Source organism: Cellulomonas sp. B6 (assembly GCF_001462455.1).
In the GTDB taxonomy this organism is placed as follows: domain Bacteria; phylum Actinomycetota; class Actinomycetes; order Actinomycetales; family Cellulomonadaceae; genus Cellulomonas.
The window spans coordinates 44,781-67,348 of record NZ_LNTD01000066.1; the positions used below are offsets into that span (position 1 = coordinate 44,781).

Sequence of the window (22,568 nt, forward strand, 5' to 3'; positions counted from 1 at the left end):
CCGGCGCACGTGCGTCGGTGGGCGTCGGTCCGCCGGCCCGCGCGGGCGGCGGCGGGGTGCACGCCGCCCGCGGGCGAGCTCGTCCTCGCCCGCCGCTCGTGCCGCGCGCAAGCGTCAGGGTGCCACGACCGGCCGTCGGGTGCGTCGTCGTCGGCGGGTGCGCCGGGATGCACACGGGATGGTGTGGGGCGCTGACCTGCGACGACGCGTCCGTGGGCGTCGTCACGTCTCGAATTTTGAGCGAACGCTCAAATCACGACCTCGTCGCCCGATGGTGAGGGAAGACCGCCGCCGACCGAGGAGACCCGATGTCCGACCTGCTCGCCACGAAGAAGAAGACCGCGTGGAGCTGGTTCGTCGACCGCCCGCTCGGCCTCAAGATCGGCACGTGCCTCGCGCTGCTCGCCCTCGTGGCGGTCGCCGTGGCCGGGGTCGCCACGAGCCGGATGGGTGCGCTCGCCGCCGCCCAGAGCGAGCTCGAGTCCGAGTCGATCGACCCGCTGCGGGACGTGTCGAACCTGCAGCGCGCGTTCACGGCCGTGCGGCTCGGCAACGTCCGGCTCCAGAGCAACACCGCCGACGAACGGGCCGCGACGCTCGCGACGATCGCCGCGGAACGGCAGACGGTCGCCTCGGTCGAGGCCGACATCACGGGCGACAACCCCGAGCTCGGTCAGCGGCTCACCGCCGCCACCGACCCCTACATGGCCTTGACGGATCGCTACCTCGACATGGTCGAGGCCGACGACCCCCGCGCCCGGGTCTTCGCCAACCAGGACCTCGCGCAGGAGGGCACCGACGCCGACACCGAGATCGCCGCCGCCGTCGAGGAGCTCAACACCGGCGCGGTCGAGAGCACCGCGCGGAACGTCGAGATGGTGCGGACGTCGGTCCTGGCGCTCTGGGGTGTCGTCGTCGTCGCGCTGCTGCTGGTCACCGTGATCGCGGTCGTCGTCGTGCGACGCGTCCTGCGCTCGGTGCGCGGCGTGCAGGACGCCGTCGTCGCGATGGCCGCGGGTGACCTCACGGTCGAGGCGACCGTCTGGGACGACGACGAGCTGGGCCGCATGACCACGGCGCTGACGGCGTCGCAGCGTGCGCTGCGCCAGACGCTCGCGGGGGTCGTCGAGGGTGCGCAGACCGTCGCCGCGGCGACCGAGCAGCTCTCGGCGTCGTCGACGCAGGTCGCGGCGTCCTCCCGCGAGACGGGGGAGCGCGCCGGGTCCGTCGCGGCCGCGGCCGAGCAGGTGTCGCGGTCCGTGCAGTCCGTGGCCGCCGGCGCCGAGGAGATGGGCGCGTCGATCCGCGAGATCTCCCAGAACGCGTCCGAGGCCGCGCGGGTCGCCGGGCAGGCCACCGAGGCCGCGAAGACGACGAACGAGCAGGTCAGCCGCCTGGGCGAGTCGAGTCAGGAGATCGGCAACGTCGTGAAGATGATCACCGGCATCGCCGAGCAGACGAACCTGCTGGCGTTGAACGCGACGATCGAGGCCGCGCGCGCCGGTGAGGCCGGCAAGGGGTTCGCGGTCGTCGCCGGTGAGGTCAAGGAGCTCGCGCAGGAGACCGCGAAGGCCACCGAGGACATCGCGCGCCGCGTCGAGGCCATCCAGGGCGACACCGCCGGGGCCGTCGACGCGATCGGCGACATCTCCCGCATCGTGTCGGCCATCAACGACTACCAGCTGACGATCGCCTCGGCCGTCGAGGAGCAGACCGCCACGACCGCGGAGATGTCCCGCTCCGTCGCCGAGGCGGCCACCGGGTCGGGCGACATCGCCGGCACCATCACGGGCGTCGCCACGCAGGCGTCGTCGACCAACGAGGCGATGGACCAGGTCGCGACCGCCGTCGCCGAGCTGGCCCGCATCGCGGCGGACCTGCGGTCACGGACCGCACGGTTCACCTACTGAGCCGACGACGGTGCGAGGGCGTCTGCACCTATCCCCCCCCGCGGGGCGCCCTCGCGCCGTCGTCACCCTGCCGCGTCCGTCTCCGGACCCGGAGGCGGGCCCGGAGACGGACGCGGAGACGGGCCCGGGGTCAGGCGGCGCGGGTCTCCAGGCTGCTCATCGCGAGCGCCATCGCCCGGATCTCGGCGCGGACCCCCGCGTCGTCGCGCGTGTACAGCCACGACGAGACGACCGCCGAGCCCTGCGACACCAGGGCCCGCGCGACCACGTCGACCGGCACCGCCCACGTCGAGCCCCGCTCGGCCGACCACCGCCGCACCAGGTCGGCCGCCGACTCCAGCAGCCGCGCGTACGTGCCCGGCACACCGTCGGGACCCGCTCGGCGCAGCGCCGTCACGGTCAGCTCCGCGACGACGAGCTGGTACGACTCGTCGCGCTGCACGTGCTCCAGGTACGCCAGCAGCGCCGACTCGACACCCTCCCGGACCCCCGCCGCGTGCTCGACGGTCTGCCACACGTGGCACAGCGTGATCGACAGCTCCCGCTCGATGAGCGCGCTGATCAGCTCGTCGCGATCGGCGAAGTAGTAGTAGAGCGCGCTCGGCCGCACGCCCGCGCGCGCCGTCACCGTGCGGGTCGTCACGGCGGAGAGACCTCCCTCGCGGACCACCGCGACCGTGGCGTCCAGCAGCTGCTCGCGCCGCTCGGCCATGGTGCGGTGCGGCTGGTGCTGGCCCACCACCTCAGTCCCTCCCCACCCCTGCGGAGCGCGGGCGTCAGAAGCCCAGAGCCTATGCTCCGCCGGGAGCGCTCCACGTGCGATCGGGGAGGTGGTTCCACCCCTGTCGGCGCCCTGGGCCGATCAGGTGGATTCCCCGCGTTCGCCCACGGTGGCTCGGTGCCGCGACCTACGGTGCGAGTGCCGCCCGACGAGGGGCGCGCGTGACGGGGGCTCGCGCATGTGCCGTGGTCGCCGTCGTGCATCGGGACGTGCAGGGGGCGCTGACGTGATCGGTTCGTGGTTTCGCGGCGGATGGGCGCGTGCGCTCGTCGTCGCGCTCGCGTTCGGTGGGCTCTCCGTCGTGGTGGCGACGCCGGCGTCGGCGGCGAGCGACGTGTCGGTCGAACAGGTCGAGGCGGGAGGTCTGTCGCTCGACCAGGTCGAGGTGGACGGGCGCGTCCGGCTGACCGCCGACGCGACCGGTGGCGGTGCGCAGGACGGTCTCGCGACGCTCATCGTGGCCGACACCGGCGCGGTCGTGGCGTCCTGCGCGGCCACGGGGCCGTGCAGCGCCGAGGTCGACCGGCCGGCGGTCGCCGGCGAGGTGGCGGTGTACCAGGCGCGTCGGGGGACGGAGTTCTCGGAGGCGGTGATGGTTTCCGGAGCCGACGACGGAGGCACTCGCACGCCGCCTGCTCTCGACGGCGCGGTGTCGGCGGCGGCGGGGGCGACCGTGCGGCGTGCGTCGTCGGACGAGCCGGCCGGGCCGGTGACCGACGTGTCCACGAACACCGAGAACGGGTGGACGGTGACGATCGGTCGGCAGTTCGTCCCGGGTGCGGGCTACGAGGCGAGTGAGTACTCGGACTACAACTCGGACCACTTGTTCATCGCCACAGCTGAGGCGACTTCTGGGGCGTCCGGCGACGGTCTGCTGCTGGAGATCGTGGATCTGGATGGCGACGGGGGCTGGCGTATCGCCTGTGGCCTGGGCGAGCCATGTTCTGGTGCCCCACCTGCCTACGAGGGGCCGCAGCACCGCATGGCTGCTCGGATCGTCACGGAATCGGGTGAGCGCCTGGTCGTCGCACAGGTCGATTACAGCGGCTGGTACGACCGCTACCTGGGAATCTATCTCGTGGCTGATCCGTTCTTCGCAGCCGGTGACACGGCGACCCTGACCGCGCAGGTGGCTGTCAGCCCGGATGTCGTCGGCCCCTACTACGCGATCTACATCCAGGACCTGTACACGGGAGAGACCGTAAGGAAGTGCTCCACTAGTCCGTGCTCGGTCGAGGTCTCGTACTACACGGGAGAGCGACGCTACCGGGCCTTCCTCGCCCACCCGTCCGATCCCGAACAGCGAAGGGCGGTGAGCACGACCGGCCTCACCGTTGCTCGCCAGCGTTGGCATATCGCTGGGCCATACCAGGTCGGTCCCCCGAGCGGAGCGATGATTCCCACCGGTGTCTATTCGAACCAGGACTACGGGCTGACCGGCGGGCACTATCGCCTGTATCTGGTGGACCTCACCGCTGGCAGAGTCGTCAAGACGTGCAGTGAGACGTCGGACGGCCCGCCTCAGAACTGGCCCGGTTGGTGCTATCACACCCTCTCGATCGCCAGCGGCCATCTCTACGTCGCGACAGTGGCCGGACCCGGCGGGCCCTGGGACGACGTGCAGGCGATGTCGGACCGCCCGTTGTTCACCTCCTCAGACGGCCCGATGTTCAGCATGCCGCTCCCGGGCGGCGGGAGACGCGGCGAGACGTCGGGCGGCGTGAACCCGTCCGGCGGGTGCCAGCAGGACTGCGACGCGGACCCGGTGAACGTCGTGACCGGTGAGTACTGGGACTCGGTGGACGACCTGGGGGTCGCGGGTGCCCTGCGGGTGGTGCGGTCGTACGGCTCGACGGTGGCCTCGGCGGACGGGCCGTTGGGGTTCGGGTGGTCGTGGAACTGGGGCATCCGGCTGGAGGTGTCGCCGGAGGCGACGGGTGACACCCTGGCGGAGGCGTCGCAGGTCGTCGTGGTGCAGGAGAACGGCAGCGCTGTCCCGTACACGCGGTTCGACGACCAGCTGGTCGCCCCGGCGCGGATCACCGCGAGGTTGACCGAGCTCGACGACGGTCGGTTCCGCTTCGAGCGCCACGACGGGACCCGGTTCGAGTTCTCGGCGGAGGGGGACCTGCAGACCGTCGCGGACCGGAACGGCAACACCGTGACGGTCACGACGACGGCGGGTCGTGTGACGGCGTTGACCGACGACCGCGGCCGGTCGATCGACGTGACCTGGTCCGGCGGGCGCATCACGGGGTTGGCCGACCACACCGGCCGGACCGTGGCCTACGAGTACGACGCCCGCGGCGACCTGGTCGAGGTGACCACGGTCGACGGGAGCACCCGGGGTTACAGGTATGACGACGCCCACCGGGTGACGCGCATGACCGACGCCGTCGGCGACGACGTCGTGAACACCTACGACGAGTCGGGGCGCGTGGTCGAGCAGCGCGACCAGCTCGACCGCGTCCACGCCTTCGCGTACACCGGCGACCAGGGTGAGGGCTCGACGACGACGACGTACCCTGACGGCGCTCGGCGCCGCGTCACGTACGTCCAGGGTGCGGTCGTGGACCGCACCGAGGGCCTCGGCTCCGAGCTGGAGGCGACGTCCACCACGACGTACTCGTCCGGTCGCCCCGTGGGGGTGACCGACGCGCTGGGTCGGACCACGACCTTCACGTACGACGAGAACGGCAACCGGACGTCCGTGACCGACCCGTTGGGCCGCACGTCCACCACGACGTACGACGCGTTCAACAACCCGCTCGTCGTGACGAACGCCGCCGGTGAGGCGACGACGTTCACGTACGACGAGCGTGGCAACCCGCTGTCGATGACGGACCCGACGGGCGCGGTGACGACGTTCACGGTCAACCCGGACGGCACGGTCGCCACGGCGACGGACCCGACGGGCGGCGTGACCACGTACGCGTACGACGCGCACGGGTTCGTCGCGTCGCTGACGGGGCCCGACGGGGCCGTGGTGACGACGGTGCGGGACGCGCTGGGCCGTATGGAGGCGTCGACGGACCCCCGCGGTGCCGTTCCGGGCTCCACCGCGGGCGAGTTCACGTCGACGTTCACGTACGACGTGGCCGGGCGCCGACTCACGTCGACCGACCCGTTGGGAGCGGTGGTGGCCTCGGCGTACGACGCGGCGGGCCGTCCCACGAGCGTCACGGACGCGACGGGTGCGACGACGACCACGGAGTACGACGCGGCCGGGCAGGTCACGGCCGTGGTCGACGCTGCGGGGGCCCGCACGACGTTCACGTACGACGGCGCGGGACGTGTCACGTCGGTGACCGACGCGTCGGGCGCGGTCACCGAGACCACCTACGACGTGCTGGGCCGTGCGACGGCGGTGACCGACCCGCTGGGCCGGGTCACGCGCACCGAGTACGACGCGGGTGACCGGGTCGTCGCAACGGTGAGCCCGTCGGGCGCCCGGACGACGTACACCTACGACGACGCCGACCAACTCCTCACGGTCACCGACCCGAGGGGCAAGGTCACGACGACGACGTACGACCTCGCGGGCCGGCCGGCCACGGTCACCGACGCGGACGGCCGGAAGGTCACCACGACGTACGACCGCGTCGGGCGCCCGGTGAAGGTGCTGCGGGCCGACGGCAGCGCGCTGCTGTGGGAGTACGACCCCGCGGGCAGGGTGACGGCGACGGTGGACGCGGCGGGGGAGCGAACGACGTACACGTACGACGCGGCCGGCCGACGCGCGTCGGCCACCGACACCGCGGGACGCACGACGACCTTCGCCTACGACGCGGCGGGCCTGCTGACGTCGCTCACGCAGCCCGACGGCGCGGTGACCACGTACGACCACGACGCCGCGGGGCGTCGCACCGCGACCGACTACTCCGACGGCACAACCGACGAGTCCACCGTCTACGACCTCGCCGGCCGGCCCACGGCGGTCACGGACGGCAGCGGGACGACGACGTACGCCTACGACGCCGTCGGTCGCGTCACGCGGGTCGCCCAGGGCTCGACCGAGGTCGGCTACGCGTGGGACGCAGTCGGACGGCTCACCGACCTCACCTACCCGAGCGGCGAGCAGGTGCGTCGCGCGTACGACGCGGCGGGGCAGCTGACGACGGTCACCGACTGGGCGGACCGGGTGTTCACGTACGGCTATGACGCCGACGGTCTCACCACCGAGGTCGCCTACCCGAACGGCGTGACGACGGACGTCGACCTGGACGCCGCCGGGCAGGCCGTCGCGATGACGACGTCCGCGAACGGCATCGACCTGCTCGAGCTCGCCTACGGGTACACCGACGCGGGCCTGCTGGCCGACCAGGCCACCACACGCTCGACGCAGTCGCGCGCGCCGCCCGCGTCGGCCAGCACGAGCAGCACGTACACGTGGGACGGCCTGGCGCGGATCGCCGAGGTCGAGGGCCACGGCGCCGGGGTGTTCGCGTTCGACGCCGCCGGGTCGGTCACGACCCTGGCCGACGGTCGCACGCTCAGCTACGACGCGGCGCGCCAGCTCCAGTCGCTGACCGCGTCGGCGACGACCCCGGGCGGGGACCCGTCGACCACGACGTACTCCTACGACGCCCGCGGCAACCGCCTCGCCGCCACGACAGGCTCCGGTGACGACGCGACGAACGTCGAGCACGTCTACGACCAAGCCAACCGCCTCACGTCGGTCACCGCGGCGGACGGCACGGCGACGTCGTACACCTACGGACCCGGTGGCCTGCGGGCCACCGCGACCACGGCCACGGCCACGGCCACCGAGCACTACACGTGGGACACCCTCGCCGGCGTCCCGCTGCTGCTCGCCGACGCGACGTTCGCGTACGTGTACGGCAACGGCAGCGTCCCCCTGGCGCAGGTCGACCTGGCCGACGGCGACGTCGACTACCTGCACACCGACACCCTCGGCTCGGTCCGCAGCACCACCGACGCGACTGGCGTGGTGACCTCCGACGCCGACTACGACCCCTACGGCCGGCCCGAGGCACCCACCTCCGAGCCGACTGCCCAGGTCACGAGGTTCGGCTACGCGGGCGAGTACACCGACCCCACCGGGTACCTGTACCTGCGGGCGCGGTACTACGACCCCCAGTCGGCGCAGTTCCTCACCCGCGACCCCCTCGAAGCCACCACCGGGAACCCGTACGGGTACACCGACGGCAACCCGCTGCAGTTTGCCGATCCTCTCGGCCTCGACTGGCTCCAGGACGCCGGCGACTGGAGCGCCGCTTTTGGCGACACGCTCACGTTCGGCGGCACCAAGTGGGTGCGCGAGAAGTTGGGTGTCGACGACGTCGTCAACTACTGCTCAACGTTCTACACCTGGGGTGGAGTGGGCGGCGGCGTCGCCTCACTCGTTCCCATCGGGTTTGCAGGCTCTGGCGCCATAAGGGCTGGGGGCTGGATCGCCCAGCGGGCTCCAGCAGTCGCCAACTGGGCAGGGCGGGCTGGATCTGCACTACGGGGCGGCACCGCCGCTGTGGTGAGCCGCATCGGCGCTCAGATCCGACCCACGGTGGATTTGTATCGAGCGGTCGGGGTCGAGGAGCTTGAGTCGATAATTCGGTCTGGCCGATTCGCGCCAAGCCCGATGGGGATGCAGGCCAAGCAGTTTGCAACAACGCTCGACGAGTCATTAGCATTTGCTGACCGCGTTCCTGACGTGGTGGCGATCGTGCAGGCGACGGTCAGGAAAACAGTTCTAAAGCACCTCGATTTCAGCAACACTATCGATACCGGGATCTTCAGAAACGGGGTCTACAGTGTCCAACCAGGAGTGCAGAGTGACATGTTCCACGCCGCACTTCGAGGCATCAGGCAGGTCGTGTGAGAAGGGTGTGTTCGGTGGGCGCGGTATTTGCTGCGAGGGTGACCTTCTTGCCTCCTGAGGAGGGGGGTCGAAGTATCGAGACGCGGAGCGGAGTGACCTCCTTGTTGCGCGTAGGCGGAGAACTGACATCGTGTCGGGTGCATGCGTCGCTGGTCGCTCAAACATGCTTTGATCCGGGCGTGTCTTATGACGTGCTTATCGAGTTGCTCTGGGACGACCTCGCGGAAGAAATAGACAAAGATCGCCCGATCGAACTGTTTGAAGGAAACAGACTTGTCGGGCGAGGTGAATTTGTCTGACGCGTAGTTGCTCTCGCTGGCACGACGGGCTCTCGCGCACGCACAACGAGTCCTACCTGCGAATATCGTGCAGGGCATGCGCGTGATCGCTCAGCGCCTCGTCCGCGTGCCGACCAGAGGACGTTGTGCGCCGGGTCGGTCGGGGTGCCGGTGGGCCGTCACGGTCGTGCGCGGCACCCAGGTGATTGACCTGTCCACCGGCCCGACCTCTCGTGGTCTCCTGCAGCGGCTCATCGGCCGCGATCTGGCGGCGGCGAGTCTGCATCGACATGGTCGTCGCCGCGACCAAGAAGGAGGCCGGCACCGTGTACACCGTCTGGGGCGTCGACGACTGGCCGTGGGTCCTGCGGCAGATGCGTGAGCACGGCCACGCGTCCCGAGGGAGGTGATGGCCACGCTGTTCGAACGCCTCGAGGGTGCACCGGTCGACGGTGCGCTCACGTACGACATTCCGGCGCACTCGTTCCTCTTCGAGCCGCTGCGGGCGACCTGCTCCGACGAGGATCGGTCGACGGGGCTCGCTGCCCTGACGATCGGCACCCTGCAGCTCCACGTCGGCGCCGCCAGCGGCCGCGTCTACTTCGTCGACGGCTACCACGAGGTCCGGTCTCGCTGGTCGTCGGCAGTCGTGCGGCCTCCGGAGCCGCGACCGGGTGTCGTCCGCGTGCGTGGAGGGGACGAGCTCCTCTCGGGTGTCGGCTACACGCTTGCCCCCGGCGGTGTCTGGCGGACCTCCGTCGACGAGGTGAGCGGCTGGGTCCAGGTGGCGGACCCGTCAGCCGCGCCCGCTCAGGACGTCGTCCTCGTGGCGACGGGTACGGTGCTCGGGCTCGCCGAGGGACGGCTGCTGGCGCTCTGGCTCCGCCCGTCGACGTGGGACGAGCGCGCGGATCATCCGGTCGACGGGAGGCGGCGACGCGCCGAGCCCGGTGGTGTGCTCGCCTCGTTCCTTCGTCGCCGTCGTCGAGACAAGCCTGAGGCGGGGGACAGGGCGTCGTGGCCAGCGTCGTCGGGACGAGGAGGTCCAGTGATAGATGACGACGTCTCTGTGCGCGGCGGCCGGTGTACCGAGAGGGTGGTGCGGTGATGACGGACCAGCTGTCGGTCGGGGCGCTCCGTGAAGCGACCTCGCGTGTTCTCGATGCAGTGGTCCGACACGGCGGGGACCGTCCCGATCTCGGCTTCGACTACTTCTGGACGATCATCGACCCCAGAATCCTGGACGACCCCGCGAGCCTGGAGCCCGAGCCGACAGTCGCGCAGGTCTCCGAGCTGCTGGAGCATCTGAGAGACCCCTCCTTCGGAGAGAGCGATCATCTTCCTTTCATCGGGACGGAGCTGCGCTGGTTGGCAGAGATGCTCAGCGCCCTCGCGGCCCACCTCGAGCAGGAGCGCTGGTCGGGGCCCGCTCCTCGCTGACAGGCGCACAGATTAGCTCGACGATGGGGGTAGCTTGCCTTGAGCGTGTCAGATGAGCCCGAACGTGTTCTCGTGACGCCTGGTCGTGCCGGTGCAGCCGATTTTCCCTGGGGCGGTCAGATCATTGGTGCTTGCACCGTCCTTCGTGGCGGGAGGCGTCTCTCATCCCCGGCTGTTCGGTTCTTGGTCCTTGTCCTTGCCCTGCCGATTATTCTGATCGATATCAGCAACTTTCCGGGAACGAAGCGGATGCTCGCTCGGTTGTCGCCGATCGGCCAGCTCGCTTACGGTCCTGAGGTGGCGATTTCCGGATTTCAGTACACTGCTGCGTCTGGCGAGAAGGTGCGTGTCGACTGGACCGAGTCTCCTCGCGATGTCGCTCTCGTGTCAGAGGGCTGGCTTCTGACCCGGATTCGTGTCAATGAGCGAGACATCTATGTCGACCGGCGATGCGGTGCCGCTCTGGTCCGATACTGGCAGTGACCACCAGATGAGGTCGCTCCGGGTGTGACTGGCGCAGCGTTCGACGTTCACGCCGACATCCACGACGCCACATCGCACGATCCCCAGCGTCAGTGACGGCTCACGGCCATCGGTCACACGACTGCTTCTGCCCGACCATTCCTCCGGGGACGGGCGGTGCGGCAGCGGAGGCCCAGGGATCCCGCGCGGTCGCGTCCTTCACCAATCCACCAGCCCCGCGTCGCACCGGGATGGTAGGACGGTAGCCATGACCACCACCCCCGGCGGGGACACCCCCACGCCCTTCCACGACCTCGACGCGTACGTCGCGCTGCCGCGCCTGTCCGGGCTGGTGCTGTCGCCCGACGGCGAGCGCCTGGTGACGGCCGTGCAGACCCTCGACCGCAAGCGCACGTCCTACGTGACCGCGCTGTGGGAGGTCGACCCGCACGGCGAGCGGCCCTCGCGCCGCCTGACGCGTTCGGCGAAGAGCGAGTCGTCGGCCGCGTTCACGCCCGCGGGCGACCTGCTGTTCACCAGCGCGCGGCCCGACCCGGACGCGGACGGCGACGACGAGCCGAAGCCCGCGCTGTGGCTGCTGCCGGCCGACGGTGCGGAGGCCCGCGTGGTCGCCGACCGCGGCGCGGGCGTCGGCGGCGTCAAGGTCGCGTCGGACGTGCCGACCGTGCTCGTCGTGTCGGACGTCCTGCCGTCCGCCAAGGACGACGCGGACGACGAGCGGCTGCGCAAGGAGCGCAAGGACAAGAAGGTCGCGGCGATCCTGCACACCGGCTACCCGGTGCGGTACTGGGACCACGACCTGGGCCCGGCCGTGCCGCACGCGTTCGTCGGCACGGTCGGCGCGGACGTCGCGGCGCCGCGCGCCGGCGAGCGCGACCCGCGCGTCGAGCTCGGCGACGTCACGCCCGACGCGGGCGTCGCGCTGCGCGAGACGCAGCCCGAGCTCAGCCCCGACGGCCGCACGGTCGTCACGGCGTGGAACCGCCCCGCGGCGCGTGGCGACCTGCGCTCGCTGCTCGTCGCGGTCGACGTCGCGACGGGGGAGCGGCGCACGCTCGTCGACGACGCGGACGCCGACCTGGGCCACCCGCGCGTCTCGCCCGACGGTCGCTGGGTCGCCTACGCGCGCGAGAGCCTGTCGTCCCCGCACCAGGCCCCGACGGTCGAGCTGTGGGTCGTGCCGTCCGAGGGCGGCGAGCCCCGCCGGCTCGGCGCCGACTGGGACCGCTGGCCCGCCGACTTCGTGTGGCTGCCGTCGTCCGACGGCCTGCTCGTCGTCGCCGACGACGACGGCCGCGCGCCGGTGTTCCACGTGGAACTGACCTCGGGCGCCGTCACGCGCGTCACCAGCGACGACGCCGCGTTCTCCGACGTGCAGGTCGCCCCCGACGGCGCGACGGCCTACGCGCTGCGCACGTCGTACGCCGCGCCCGCGCACCCCGTGCGCATCGACCTCGCCGCCGCGCTCGCGGGCGGCCCCGTCGCCGCGACGCCGCTCGTGTCGCCCGCCGCCGACGTGCCGCTGCCCGGTCGCCTCGAGGAGGTCGTCACCACGGCCGCCGACGGTCAGCGCGTGCGGTCGTGGCTCGCGCTGCCCGACGGCGCCGGCCCCGACGCCAAGGCCCCCCTGCTGCTGTGGATCCACGGCGGCCCGCTCGGCTCGTGGAACGCGTGGTCGTGGCGGTGGAACCCGTGGATCCTCGTCGCGCGCGGCTACGCCGTGCTGCTGCCCGACCCGGCGCTGTCCACCGGCTACGGCCAGGACTTCATCCAGCGCGGCTGGGGCGCGTGGGGTGCGGCGCCGTACACCGACCTCATGGCCGCGACCGACGCCGCGCTCGAGCGCGACGACGTCGACCCCGAGCGCACCGCCGCGATGGGCGGCTCGTTCGGCGGCTACATGGCCAACTGGGTCGCCGGGCACACCGACCGGTTCCGCGCGATCGTCACGCACGCGAGCCTGTGGGCCCTCGACCAGTTCGGCCCCACCACCGACGCGTCGTTCTACTGGCAGCGCGAGATGACGCCCGAGATGGCGCTCGAGAACTCGCCGCACCGGTTCGTCGGCGACATCGTCACGCCCATGCTCGTCATCCACGGCGACAAGGACTACCGCGTGCCGATCGGCGAGGGACTGCGCCTCTGGTACGAGCTGCTGTCCGCGTCGGGCCTGCCCGCCGACGACGAGGGCCGCACGCCCCACCGGTTCCTCTACTACCCGGACGAGAACCACTGGGTGCTCACGCCGCAGCACGCGAAGGTCTGGTACGGCGCCGTCGAGGCGTTCCTCGCCGAGCACGTCCTGGGCCGCACGGGCGACGACGCGGTCGCGTACCCCGAGGTCCTGGGCTGAGGTCCGCGTGACCGTACGCTGACGCGCGACGGCCGGCGCACCCGAGCAGGGGTGCACCGGCCGTCGCGCGCGGGCCCGCGGCGCCTACAGGTCCGCCGGGTCCACCAGGAAGTCCGCCTCGTCGGCGACCTCGCCGCCCACGGCGGCCTGCAGCGCCTTCGCGACCTGCGACACGAGCGGCGCCGAGCGCGAGCGCGCGACGCGGTGCGGCAGCGACGGCTTCTCCTGCTCGATCTGCTCGATCTCGAACGGCTCCCACCGGACCCGGTAGGCGATGACGCCGTCCTTCGTCCACGGCAGGTCCTCCATGAGCGGCGGCAGCTGCTCGCACGCGGCCACCTCGACCGCGAGCATGCCGTCGACGCCCAGGTCGACCAGCACGCCGAACGCCTCCGCCGCCGGGGGAGCGGCCAGCATCAGCTCGTCGAACGCGTCGGCCTCGGCCATGAGGCGCCGCCGCTCGTCGTCGTCCGCGACGCCGTGCTGCTCGAGCGCCGAGCGCAGACCAGACCCGCCCGACTCCGGGGCGCCACCCACCGCACCCTGCGACGAGCGACCCGCGAGCACGGTCGGACCCTTCCACGACCCCGGGATCGCCTCGGACAGGTAGGCGCGCGGCTGCACGCGCTGCACGAGCGCGAGCACCGCCTCGGGCTCGACCCAGCGGTCGGTGAGCACCGTGAGGTCGGTCGACGCGTCCGGGTCGGGCGTCAGCACGACACCCGTCTGCGTGCGGACCGCACCCCCCAGCCGGCGTGCGGCGGCGACCAGCCACTGCAGCACGCGGCCCTCCTCACGCACGGGCAGCCCGTCGGGGAACGCGCGCTTGAGGCCGTCGCGGTCACCGCCCGGGTAGGGGCCGTCGCCGCGCTCGCGCGGCGTGTGCAGCACCCACACCATGACGCTCGTCGCGGGCAGGCCCAGCGCGACCGCGCCGGGCGCGTCGATCCGGTACGGCCCCGCGAGCGTCGACAGCCGCGCGAGCCGCAGCGCCTTCACCGGCGGGGCCTGCCGCCCCACCGCGCGGATGCCGAGCGCCGCCGTCACGGCGGGCAGCACACCCGTGCGCGTCGACGCCTCGGACGGCGCGGCGTCCTCCCACCGCACGCCGCGGAACCGGCTCGCGGCCAGCACCTCGACCTCCTCGGGGGAGACCCCGGCAGGCAGCGCGAGCAGGTGACGGTCGGCGAGCGACGGCTCGTCGACGGGCAGGACGGGCGCCTCGGGCGCCGCCATCACACGTCCGTCCGGTGGAAGTTCTGCCAGGACCGCGACGCCGTCGGGCCGCGCTGCCCCTGGTAGCGCGAGCCGTACTCCTGCGAGCCGTACGGGTGCTCGGTCGGCGACGACAGCCGGAAGAAGCACAGCTGGCCGATCTTCATGCCCGGCCACAGCAGGATCGGCAGCGTCGCGACGTTCGACAGCTCGAGCGTCACGTGCCCGCTGAACCCCGGGTCGATGAACCCCGCGGTCGAGTGCGTCAGCAGCCCCAGCCGGCCCAGCGACGACTTGCCCTCCAGGCGCGCGGCTACGTCGTCCGGCAGCGTCACCTGCTCGTACGTCGCGCCCAGCACGAACTCGCCCGGGTGCAGCACGAACGGCTCGCCGGGCTCCGCCTCGACCAGGCGCGTCAGGTCGGGCTGCTCGGCCGCCGGGTCGATCACCGGGTACTTGTGGTTGTCGAACAGCCGGAAGAAGCGGTCGAGGCGCACGTCGACGCTCGACGGCTGGACCATCGCGGGCTCGAACGGGTCGAGCACCACGCGTCCCTGCGCGAGCTCGGCACGGATGTCGCGGTCGGAGAGCAGCACGGGTGCGAGCGTAGTGGGAACGCGTGGGAACCGGTGAGGAGACGGGAGGAACCGGGCGCTGCGCACGACGCCCCCTCGCCCGCGCGGCGGCGCCCGTCGCGCCGCGCCGACACGGTCGTGACGGCCGCGTTCACCCGCCCCCGGGCCCCGAGATGGACCGACGTCCGGGTTAGCGTGGCACGCGTGACCACGACGACCGCCCGCACGGTGCGCGTCGTGGTACCCCTGGCGCTCGTGCAGGCCGCGCTCGCCGCCTGCTACGCCGGCGTGGTCGTCGTGCTGCTGCCGCGCCAGGTCGCGCTGCTCGACGCCGCGTCGAAGGTCGAGAACCTCGCCCTCGTCAGCACGGTGTCGTTCGCGTTCACCGTCGCCGCGCAGCCGGTGATCGGCGCGCTCAGCGACCGCACGCGCAGCCGGTTCGGTCCCCGCGTGCCGTGGCTCGTCGGCAGCGCGCTCGTCGCGTCCGTCGCGCTGCTCGCGCTCGGCCGGGCGTCGTCCCTGCTGCTGCTCGGGGCGCTGTGGGTCGTCGCGCAGGTCGCGCTCAACGGCGTCGACGTCGCGGCGGCCGCCGTGGTCCCCGACGAGGTGCCCCCGCCCCGGCGCGGGCGCACGCTGGCCGCGCTCGGTGCGGCGTCGGTCGCGGGGGCGGCGGTCGCCGTGACGCGGATCGGCGCCGCGCACGACGGCACCGTGGGCGCGTACGCCGCGCTGGGCGTCGCGGTGCTCGTCGCGACGGCCGTGTTCGTCGTCGTCGCCGGGGTGGCCCGACCCCGCACCCGCGCGGCGGCCCCGCGCCCGTGGCGCCGACTGCTGGCCGACCCGCGCCGCGAGCCCGCGTTCGCGCGCGTCTTCGCGTCGCGGGCCTGGTTCGTGCTGGCCTACCAGCTCGTCTACACGTACCAGCTGTACGTGCTGACCGACCACGTCGGCCTGCCCGACGCCCGGGCGTCCGTCGTGCTCGGCACCCTGACGGCCGTGACCCTCGTGGCGGTGCTGGTCGGCGCGGCCGTCACCGGGCTGGGCAGCGACCGGCTCGGCCGCCGCACGCCGTTCCTCGTGGGGGCGTGCGCGCTGCTCGCCGTCGCGGTGGCCGTGCCGCTGGTGTGGCCGACGGTCGCCGGCATGACCGTGTTCGCCGTGCTCAAGGGCCTCGCGTCCGGTGCGCACCTCGCCGCGGCCACGGCGTTCGTCACCGAGGTGCTGCCCGCCGACGGCACGTCGCCGGCCACCGACCTCGGCGTGTTCAACGTCGCGACCAACGTGCCGCAGGCGCTCGCCCCGGCGCTCGCGGGCCTGCTGGTCACGCACGCGGGCGGGTACCCGGCGCTGTTCGTCGCCGCCGGGGTCGTGGCGGTCCTCGCGCTCGTCGCGAGCCGGCGCGCGGGCCGCGTCGCGGGCACGCCGACGCCGCAGCGGGTGGCGGCGTGAGCGCCGAGCTGCCGCCGGGCGCGGAGGCGGCGTCGAGCCTGGTGTCGCCCGGGACGCCCGCGACCCCCGGGACGCCCGCGACCCCCGGCACGCCCGGCGGCGTGCACGGTGCGCCGCGGCTGCCGTCGTGGCTCGTGCCCCGTCCGCACCTCGTCGCGCGGCTCGAGGACGCCGCACCGGTGACGGTCCTGCGGGCCCCGGCCGGCGGCGGCAAGACGGTGCTGGCCGCCGAGTGGGCGCGCACCACCGCGCACCGCGGCGTGTGGGTCGCCGTGGACGGGACGCACGGGCGCGGGTTCTGGGGGCGGGTCGTGCAGGCCGTGGCCGACGCCGGCCTGCCGGGCACGGACCACCCGTTCGCCGCCGGCACGACGGGCCTGCGCGAGGCGCGCGACCTGCGCGGTCACCTGGTGCGCGGGTTCGCGCTGCTGGGCCCGGTGGTGCTCGTGCTCGACGGCGCCGACGCGTTCGACGACGCGACCGCGGCCGACGTCGTCCACCTCGTCGAGGCCGTCCCCACGCTGCGGGTGCTCGCCACCACCCGCTCGCCCGGGCCCCTGGAGTCGCCGGCCGCGCGGCTGCGCGTCGACGTCGACGTGCTGACCGGCGCCGACCTCGTCCTCACCGTGGCCGAGACGGCTCGCGTCCTGGCCCGCGGGTCGGCGGCACGCTCGCCGGACGGCCCCGCGGACGAGTCCTCCGCGGCCACCGTCAGGGTTCACGGCGCCACGGGCGGGTCCCCGCTCGCGGTCCGGCTCGTCGCGCTCGCGGACGGGGACCCGGCGCACGACGCGCGCCGCACGCTCGAGCAGGTCGTCACCACCTCGGTCGACAGGCTGGACGCCGCGACGGCCGACCTGGTCCGCACCGCCGCGGCCGCCGACGTGCTCACCCCCGACCTGCTGGCCGAGCTCGCGGGCTGCACGCCCGCGCAGGCGCGTGAGCGGCTCGACGACCTCGCCGCGCTGGGTCTGGGGACGTGGACGGACCCGGACCGCGGCGGGTTCGCCTGCACGCCCGTCGTGCGTGACGCGCTGCGCGCCCGGCTGCGGCGCACCGACCCCGCGGGGTTCCGGCGCCTGCGCGCCCGCGTCGCGGCGTGGTGCGACGCCCACGGCCTGCCCGTCGAGGCGCTGCACGCGGCCGTCGACTCCGACGACCTCGACCTCGTCACCGCGGTCGCACGGCGGCACTGGCGCTCGTTCCTGCTGGAGAACGTCGGCACCGTGCGCCCCGCGCTGCGCCCGGTGAACCTGCTGCGGCTGCGTCGCCGGCCGCTCCTGCTGTTCCTGCTGGCGCTCGGGTTCAACGCCGACCCGTCCGGCCGGCTGCGGGCCGTCGCCCTGTTCGGGCTCGCGGCGGCGAGCGCCCGCGTCGAGGGGGAGCGCACGCCGCCCGCGGACCGGGTGCTGCTGCGCACGATCGAGGTCGTCGCGCTGCGCCTCACGGGGCGCGGTCGCGCGGCGGCCCGCGCCGCGGCTGACGTCGTGCGCCGCGCGGACGAGCTGACCGAGACCGAGCGCGCCCGCGTCGCCGACGTGCTGCCGCAGTCCTACGTGCACGCCGGGACCGCGTTCCTCTACGACGCGCGCGGCGAGGAGGCCGTGCACGCGTTCGAGCAGGGCGTCGCGGCGGGTGCGACGCCGCCCGCGCAGCTGCCGGGGATCGCGCTGCTCGCCGGCACGCTCGCGCTCGACGGCGCCATGCCGCGCGCGCGGCAGCACGCGCTGCGCGTGCGGTCCGGGACGTGGCCGGCGGGCCTGGTCGACGGGTACGCGGGCGCGCCGTACCGCGTCGCCGAGGCGTTCCTCGCGCTCGAGGACCTCGACCCGCACGCCGCGCAGCCGCACCTCGACGCGCTCGCACGGCACCTGCCGACCATCGAGCACTGGCCGCTGATCGCGCACGCGCAGGCGTACACCGACCTGCTGCGCGACGGCGCCGAGACCGCCCTGGCCCGGCTCGACGACACCCTGCGCGCGCACGCCCAGCGTCAGCCCGCGCACCGCCCGGCGGCGATGGGCCTCGACGCGACGCGCGCGACGCTGCTGGTCGCCGCAGGGCGCCCGCTCGCGGCGCTCGAGCTGCTGCCCCGCACGCCCGACGACCCCGCGTGCGTCGTCGCGGAGGGGCGTGCCCACCTCGCGGCCGGGCGTCCCGACGTCGCGCTCGAGACGCTCGCGCGCACCGGCGCGGCCCGGCGGGCGGCGTTGCGGACCCGGGCCGACCAGGCGCTGCTCGAGGCGGTGGCGCTGCTCGCGCTCGACCGTGCGGCCGACGCGTCCGCCGCGCTGCGCCGCGCGCACGCGCTGCTCACGGTGCACGAGCTGCGGCTCCCGCTCGCGCTGCTGCCCGCCGACGCCCGCTCGGCCCTCGCGCGGCTCGCGCGCGAGCACGGGCCGAGGGGCGCCGTCGAGCTGCTCGACGAGCCGTCACCGGCCGTGGTCCCCGCGGCGGAGGAGCTGCCCGCGCTGACCCCGCGCGAGGCCGTCGTGCTGCGTGCCCTGGCGCGCACCGGGTCGAGCGCGCAGATCGCCGCCGACCTCGTCGTCAGCCAGCACACCGTGAAGTCCCAGCTCCGCTCGCTGTACCGCAAGCTCGACGCGTCGTCGCGCACCGAGGCGCTCGCGCAGGCCGGGCGGCTCGGGCTGCTGCCCGGGGACGTCCCGACGGCCCGCGGCCCGCAGGGGCGGGACGCCGCCGGCGGGGGCGCCGCGGGTGGGGGCGCCTCCGGCCCCGAGGACGCGGCCGACGCCCCGCCCCACCGCTGACGGGACCGTGCGGTCGCACCTCGCGGCGTCGCGCACGCTCCCGGGACGACGCACGCGGTGGGGCGCCCCGGGGGGAGTGCGCCCCACCGCGTGGTGGGTGCCCGCGCAGGCGCGGGCGGACTGCCGGCCCCCGCAGGGTCACGTGGCGCCACGCGGCGTCACGTGCCCGGCGGGGCCGCGTCGGTCACCGCGTCGTCGGACGACGCAGCACCAGCACGCCGGCGCCGGTCACGACCAGCAGGCCGGCGAGCGCCGCCAGACCCCAGCCGCCCCAGCCGGTGACGGCCAGGTCGGGGGTCGCCGCCGGGGCCGCGGACGGCGTCGGCGCGGGGGTCGGGGTGGGCGTCGGCGCGGGTGCGACGGCCGGGTCGACGTACGTCACGCGCACGGTCGCCTCCGTCGGGTTGCCCTCGACGTCCGCGACGCGGTAGCGCACCGGCGTCGGGTCGCCCGCGAAGCCCGCGGCCGGCGTGAACGTGATCGCCCCGGTGACGGGGTCGACGGTCCACGTGCCCTCGCCCGGCACGGTCAGCGACGTGACGGGACGCCCCGTGCCGTCGAGCAGACGCACGGTCGTCGGGTCGAGCGCGCCGCGGTCGTTGCCGACCACGTCGACGGTCACGGCGGTGCCGCGCACGTTGCCCTCGTCGACGTCGTCCGCCGCCTGCGGCACGAACGTCACGACGAGCCGTGCGCCCGTCCGGCCGCCGGCCGCGTCGGTCACCTCGTACCGCTGCGGCGTGGGGTTGCCGTGGTAGCCGTCGAGCGGTGTGAACGTCACGCGGCCGGTCGTCGTGTCGACCGTCCACGTGCCCTCGCCGGGCACACGCAGCGTGGTGACGAGGTCACCGGTGCGCGGGTCGACGAGCCGCAGCGTCGAGGGGTCGAGGTCGCCCGCGTCGTTGCCGAGCGGGTCGAGCACGACCGGGCGACCCAGCTCGTTGTCGCGCTGCGCGTCGTCGGTCGCCTCGGGCCGGTACGTGACCGTGACCTGCGCACCGGTCGTGTCGCCCGTGGAGTCGGTGACGACGTAGCGCACGGGCGCCGGGTTGCCGACGTACCCGTCGGCGGGCGTGAACGTCACGGCACCGGTGGTGGTGTCGACGGTCCAGGTGCCCTCGCCGGGGACGGTCAGGGTCGTGACCGCGCGGTCGCCGTCGACGAGCCGCACCGTGCTCGGGTCGAGGTCGCCGGTGTCGTTGCCCAGGACGTCGACCGTGACGGTGCTGCCGAGCGGGTTGTCGAGGTCCGCGTCGTCGGCGGCGTCGGGCACGTAGCCGACCGTCACGCTCGCGCGCACGGTGTCACCCGTGGTGTCCGTGACCCGGTAGGTCACGGGCGTCGGGTCGAGCAGGAAGCCGTCCTCGGGGGTGAACGTCAGCGCACCGGTCGTGGTGTCGACCGTCCACGTGCCCTCGCCGGGCACGGCCAGGGTCGTGGCGTGGCGGTCGCCGTCGACGAGCCGCACGGTGCTCGGGTCGAGGTCGCCGGTGTCGTTGGCGAGCACGTCGACCGTCACGGTCGTCCCGATCGCGTGGCCGAGCGAGGAGTCGTCGGCGGCCTCGGGCACGTACGTCACGGTGACGAGCGCGGTGGCGGTCTGGCCGTGGCCGTCGCTCACGCGGTACGTCACGGGCGTCGGGTCGACGAGAAACCCGTCCTCGGGCGTGAACGTGACGTCACCGGTCGTGGTGTCGACCGTCCATGTGCCCTCGCCGGGCACCACGAGCTCGGTGCCGAGCGACACGCCGCGGTCGGCGTCCCACAGCACGACGCTCGCGGGGTCGAGCGCGCCGGACGTCGCGGAGTCGTTGGCGAGCACGGGCAGGGTGACGGTCTCGCCGATGCGGTTGCCGTGGTCCTCGTCGGCCGTCGCGACGGGCGGGCCGATGACGGTGACCGTGCTGGTCGCGGAGTTGTCGTCCTGCTCGCCGCGGTCCTGCACGCTCGCGACGTTCACGAGCTCGGTCCCGGCCGCGTCGGTGACCTGCTGGGTGTAGACGACGGTCAGCGTCTCGCCGACGTCGAGGCCGCGCGCACCGTCGGCGTCGCCGTCGAGCGGCGCGAACGGGCGCGCGCACGTCAGCGCGGCGGGCAGCGGTGCGCCCGTCGTGGCGTCGCACGTGACCGGGCCGCGCTCGAGCTGCGCGTTGCTGCCGCCGGACACGGTGGCGGACGTGAGCGCGGTCGCGCCGGCACCCGGCAGGGTGTCGCGCAGCACGACGACGTCGCCGCGCGTCATGGCCTGCGGACCCTGGTTGCGGACCGTGACGGTCCACGTGATCGTGCTGCCCACGGGCGCGAGCTCGGGGGACGCGGCGGGCGCGCCGTCGACGACCGCGGTCTTGGTGACCGCCAGGTCGTACGCGCACTCGACCCAGTCGAGCGTGAGGGAGCCGTCGGCGCCGCTCCCGGTGCCGGTCTGGCGGCCCACGCCCGTCGCCGTCAGGTTGCGTGCACCCGAGGCCACGAAGCTGGAGCCGCCGCCACCGCCGCCGCCGGCGACCGTGGTGAGGCCGTTGTCCTCGTTCTTGATGGTGGTCGACGCGCCGCCGCCGGCGCCGTGGAGCCCCGCACCACCGCCGCCGCCCGCGTCGTAGTTCGGGTCCGGGGCGCCGGCGCCGCCGGCGCGGCCCGCGCCGGGCAGCCCGGAGAGGGACGCGTCGGGGTGGGTGCCACCCGCGCCCGGCGCGTCGACGCCGCCGCCCTGGCCGCCGCCGACGGTCGGGCCGCCCTCGAACCCGTCGGTGCCGTCGGCACCGGCGGCCGCCTGGCCGGGGGTCGTCGGGAGCCCGGCGTCGCCGCCGAACCCGTCGCGCGTGACCGAGTGGCCGCCGCCGCTCCCGCCGCCGCCGCCGGCGAGGACGGCGATCGAGGCGTCGTCGGTGCCGCCGAGGTGCAGCACGCTGAGGCCGCCGCCGCCCGCGCCGCCGTGGTCGGTGACCGCCGTGCCACCGGCGCCGCCGCCGCCCACGCCACCCGCGCCGCCGGTCGCGCGCGAGTGGGACCGGCCGCCGCCGCCGACGCTGCCGCTGAACGAGGTGCCGGGCAGCACGTCGAAGGTCGCGGTGACCGAGGCTCCGGCACCGTTCGACCCGACGCCACCGGCGCCCGCGGCCGACCGGCCACCGGCACCGCCGACGACGGTCGCGACGACCGAGCAGACGCCGTCGGGCACGGTGCCCGCGACCGTGTCGCCGACCGCGAAGGCACGGGTCGTCGCCGCGGGCGCGGGGTCGGCCGCCGCGGGTGCGGGCAGCACGAGCCCGAACCCGCCGCCGAGCGCGAGGCCGAGCACGGTGAGCGCGGTGGTGGCGCCGCGGCCGCGGTCCGGGCGGGTGGCGTGCACGTGGCGCGCCGTGCGTGCGGGGGGCTGCCGCGGGTGCGGGCAGCACGAGCCCGAACCCGCCGCCGAGCGCGAGGCCGAGCACGGTGAGCGCGGTGGTGGCGCCGCGGCCGCGGTCCGGGCGGGTG

At 74.2% G+C, this 22,568-nt stretch carries 12 protein-coding genes; 8 read left to right on the top strand and 4 right to left on the bottom strand.

Annotated elements, in window-relative coordinates; genetic code table 11:
- Window positions 1–308: 308 nt before the first annotated feature.
- Complete coding sequence (locus ATM99_RS05505; protein WP_062101918.1) at window positions 309–1,910, top strand: methyl-accepting chemotaxis protein; 1,602 nt, start codon at window positions 309–311, stop codon at window positions 1,908–1,910.
- 130 nt (window positions 1,911–2,040) lie between these two features.
- On the opposite strand, the gene ATM99_RS05510 is transcribed toward ATM99_RS05505, so the two are convergent.
- Window positions 2,041–2,649: a TetR/AcrR family transcriptional regulator gene (locus ATM99_RS05510; RefSeq protein ID WP_062101919.1), complete on the bottom strand. Its 609-nt coding sequence runs from the start codon at window positions 2,647–2,649 to the stop codon at window positions 2,041–2,043.
- Between the two features lie 268 nt (window positions 2,650–2,917).
- Here ATM99_RS05510 and ATM99_RS05515 point away from each other — a divergent pair, with 268 nt between their 5' ends.
- The 5 genes from ATM99_RS05515 (at window position 2,918) to ATM99_RS05530 (ending at window position 13,084) form a co-directional block, all read left to right on the top strand.
- On the top strand, window positions 2,918–8,530 hold the full coding sequence (locus tag ATM99_RS05515) for an RHS repeat-associated core domain-containing protein (RefSeq protein ID WP_062101920.1): 5,613 nt from the start codon (window positions 2,918–2,920) through the stop codon (window positions 8,528–8,530).
- A gap of 687 nt (window positions 8,531–9,217) precedes the next feature.
- Window positions 9,218–9,916, top strand: coding sequence for a hypothetical protein (locus ATM99_RS05520; protein ID WP_062101921.1), 699 nt, complete (start codon window positions 9,218–9,220; stop codon window positions 9,914–9,916).
- On the top strand, window positions 9,916–10,248 hold the full coding sequence (locus tag ATM99_RS05525; protein WP_150118155.1) for a hypothetical protein: 333 nt from the start codon (window positions 9,916–9,918) through the stop codon (window positions 10,246–10,248). The genes ATM99_RS05520 and ATM99_RS05525 overlap by 1 nt, the downstream gene beginning before the upstream one ends.
- A gap of 72 nt (window positions 10,249–10,320) precedes the next feature.
- Window positions 10,321–10,731 carry a hypothetical protein gene (locus ATM99_RS18845; protein WP_150118156.1) on the top strand — a complete coding sequence of 137 codons (411 nt, stop codon included), beginning with the start codon at window positions 10,321–10,323 and terminating at the stop codon, window positions 10,729–10,731.
- 247 nt (window positions 10,732–10,978) lie between these two features.
- Window positions 10,979–13,084, top strand: coding sequence for an alpha/beta fold hydrolase (locus ATM99_RS05530; protein WP_062101923.1), 2,106 nt, complete (start codon window positions 10,979–10,981; stop codon window positions 13,082–13,084).
- 84 nt (window positions 13,085–13,168) lie between these two features.
- On the opposite strand, the gene ATM99_RS05535 is transcribed toward ATM99_RS05530, so the two are convergent.
- Both ATM99_RS05535 and dcd read right to left on the bottom strand, forming a co-directional pair.
- Window positions 13,169–14,320 (bottom strand): hypothetical protein, encoded by a 1,152-nt coding sequence (locus tag ATM99_RS05535; protein ID WP_062101924.1) that lies wholly within the window; start codon window positions 14,318–14,320, stop codon window positions 13,169–13,171.
- Window positions 14,320–14,895 carry a dCTP deaminase gene (gene dcd / locus ATM99_RS05540; RefSeq protein WP_062101925.1) on the bottom strand — a complete coding sequence of 192 codons (576 nt, stop codon included), beginning with the start codon at window positions 14,893–14,895 and terminating at the stop codon, window positions 14,320–14,322. The genes ATM99_RS05535 and dcd overlap by 1 nt, the downstream gene beginning before the upstream one ends.
- Before the next feature lie 183 nt (window positions 14,896–15,078).
- On the opposite strand from dcd, the gene ATM99_RS05545 reads away from it, so the two are divergent.
- Both ATM99_RS05545 and ATM99_RS05550 read left to right on the top strand, forming a co-directional pair.
- Window positions 15,079–16,323: an MFS transporter gene (locus tag ATM99_RS05545; protein ID WP_190278781.1), complete on the top strand. Its 1,245-nt coding sequence runs from the start codon at window positions 15,079–15,081 to the stop codon at window positions 16,321–16,323.
- The gene (locus ATM99_RS05550) at window positions 16,320–19,094 is read left to right on the top strand and encodes a LuxR C-terminal-related transcriptional regulator (protein ID WP_062101927.1); all 2,775 of its coding nucleotides are present in this window, start codon (window positions 16,320–16,322) and stop codon (window positions 19,092–19,094) included. Before ATM99_RS05545 ends, ATM99_RS05550 begins: the two co-directional genes overlap by 4 nt.
- Window positions 19,095–19,278: 184 nt before the next feature.
- On the opposite strand, the gene ATM99_RS05555 is transcribed toward ATM99_RS05550, so the two are convergent.
- A complete protein-coding gene (locus ATM99_RS05555) occupies window positions 19,279–22,443 on the bottom strand; it encodes a DUF11 domain-containing protein (protein WP_062101928.1) in 3,165 nt (1,054 codons plus the stop codon).
- Window positions 22,444–22,568 lie beyond the last annotated feature (125 nt).

Coding starts and splice junctions, on each gene's coding strand:
- ATM99_RS05505 (WP_062101918.1), top strand. CDS start 309: ATGTCCGACCTGCTCGCCACGAAGAAGAAGACCGCGTGGAGCTGGTTC.
- ATM99_RS05520 (WP_062101921.1), top strand. CDS start 9,218: ATGGCCACGCTGTTCGAACGCCTCGAGGGTGCACCGGTCGACGGTGCG.
- ATM99_RS05525 (WP_150118155.1), top strand. CDS start 9,916: ATGACGGACCAGCTGTCGGTCGGGGCGCTCCGTGAAGCGACCTCGCGT.
- ATM99_RS05530 (WP_062101923.1), top strand. CDS start 10,979: ATGACCACCACCCCCGGCGGGGACACCCCCACGCCCTTCCACGACCTC.
- ATM99_RS05535 (WP_062101924.1), bottom strand. CDS start 14,320: ATGGCGGCGCCCGAGGCGCCCGTCCTGCCCGTCGACGAGCCGTCGCTC.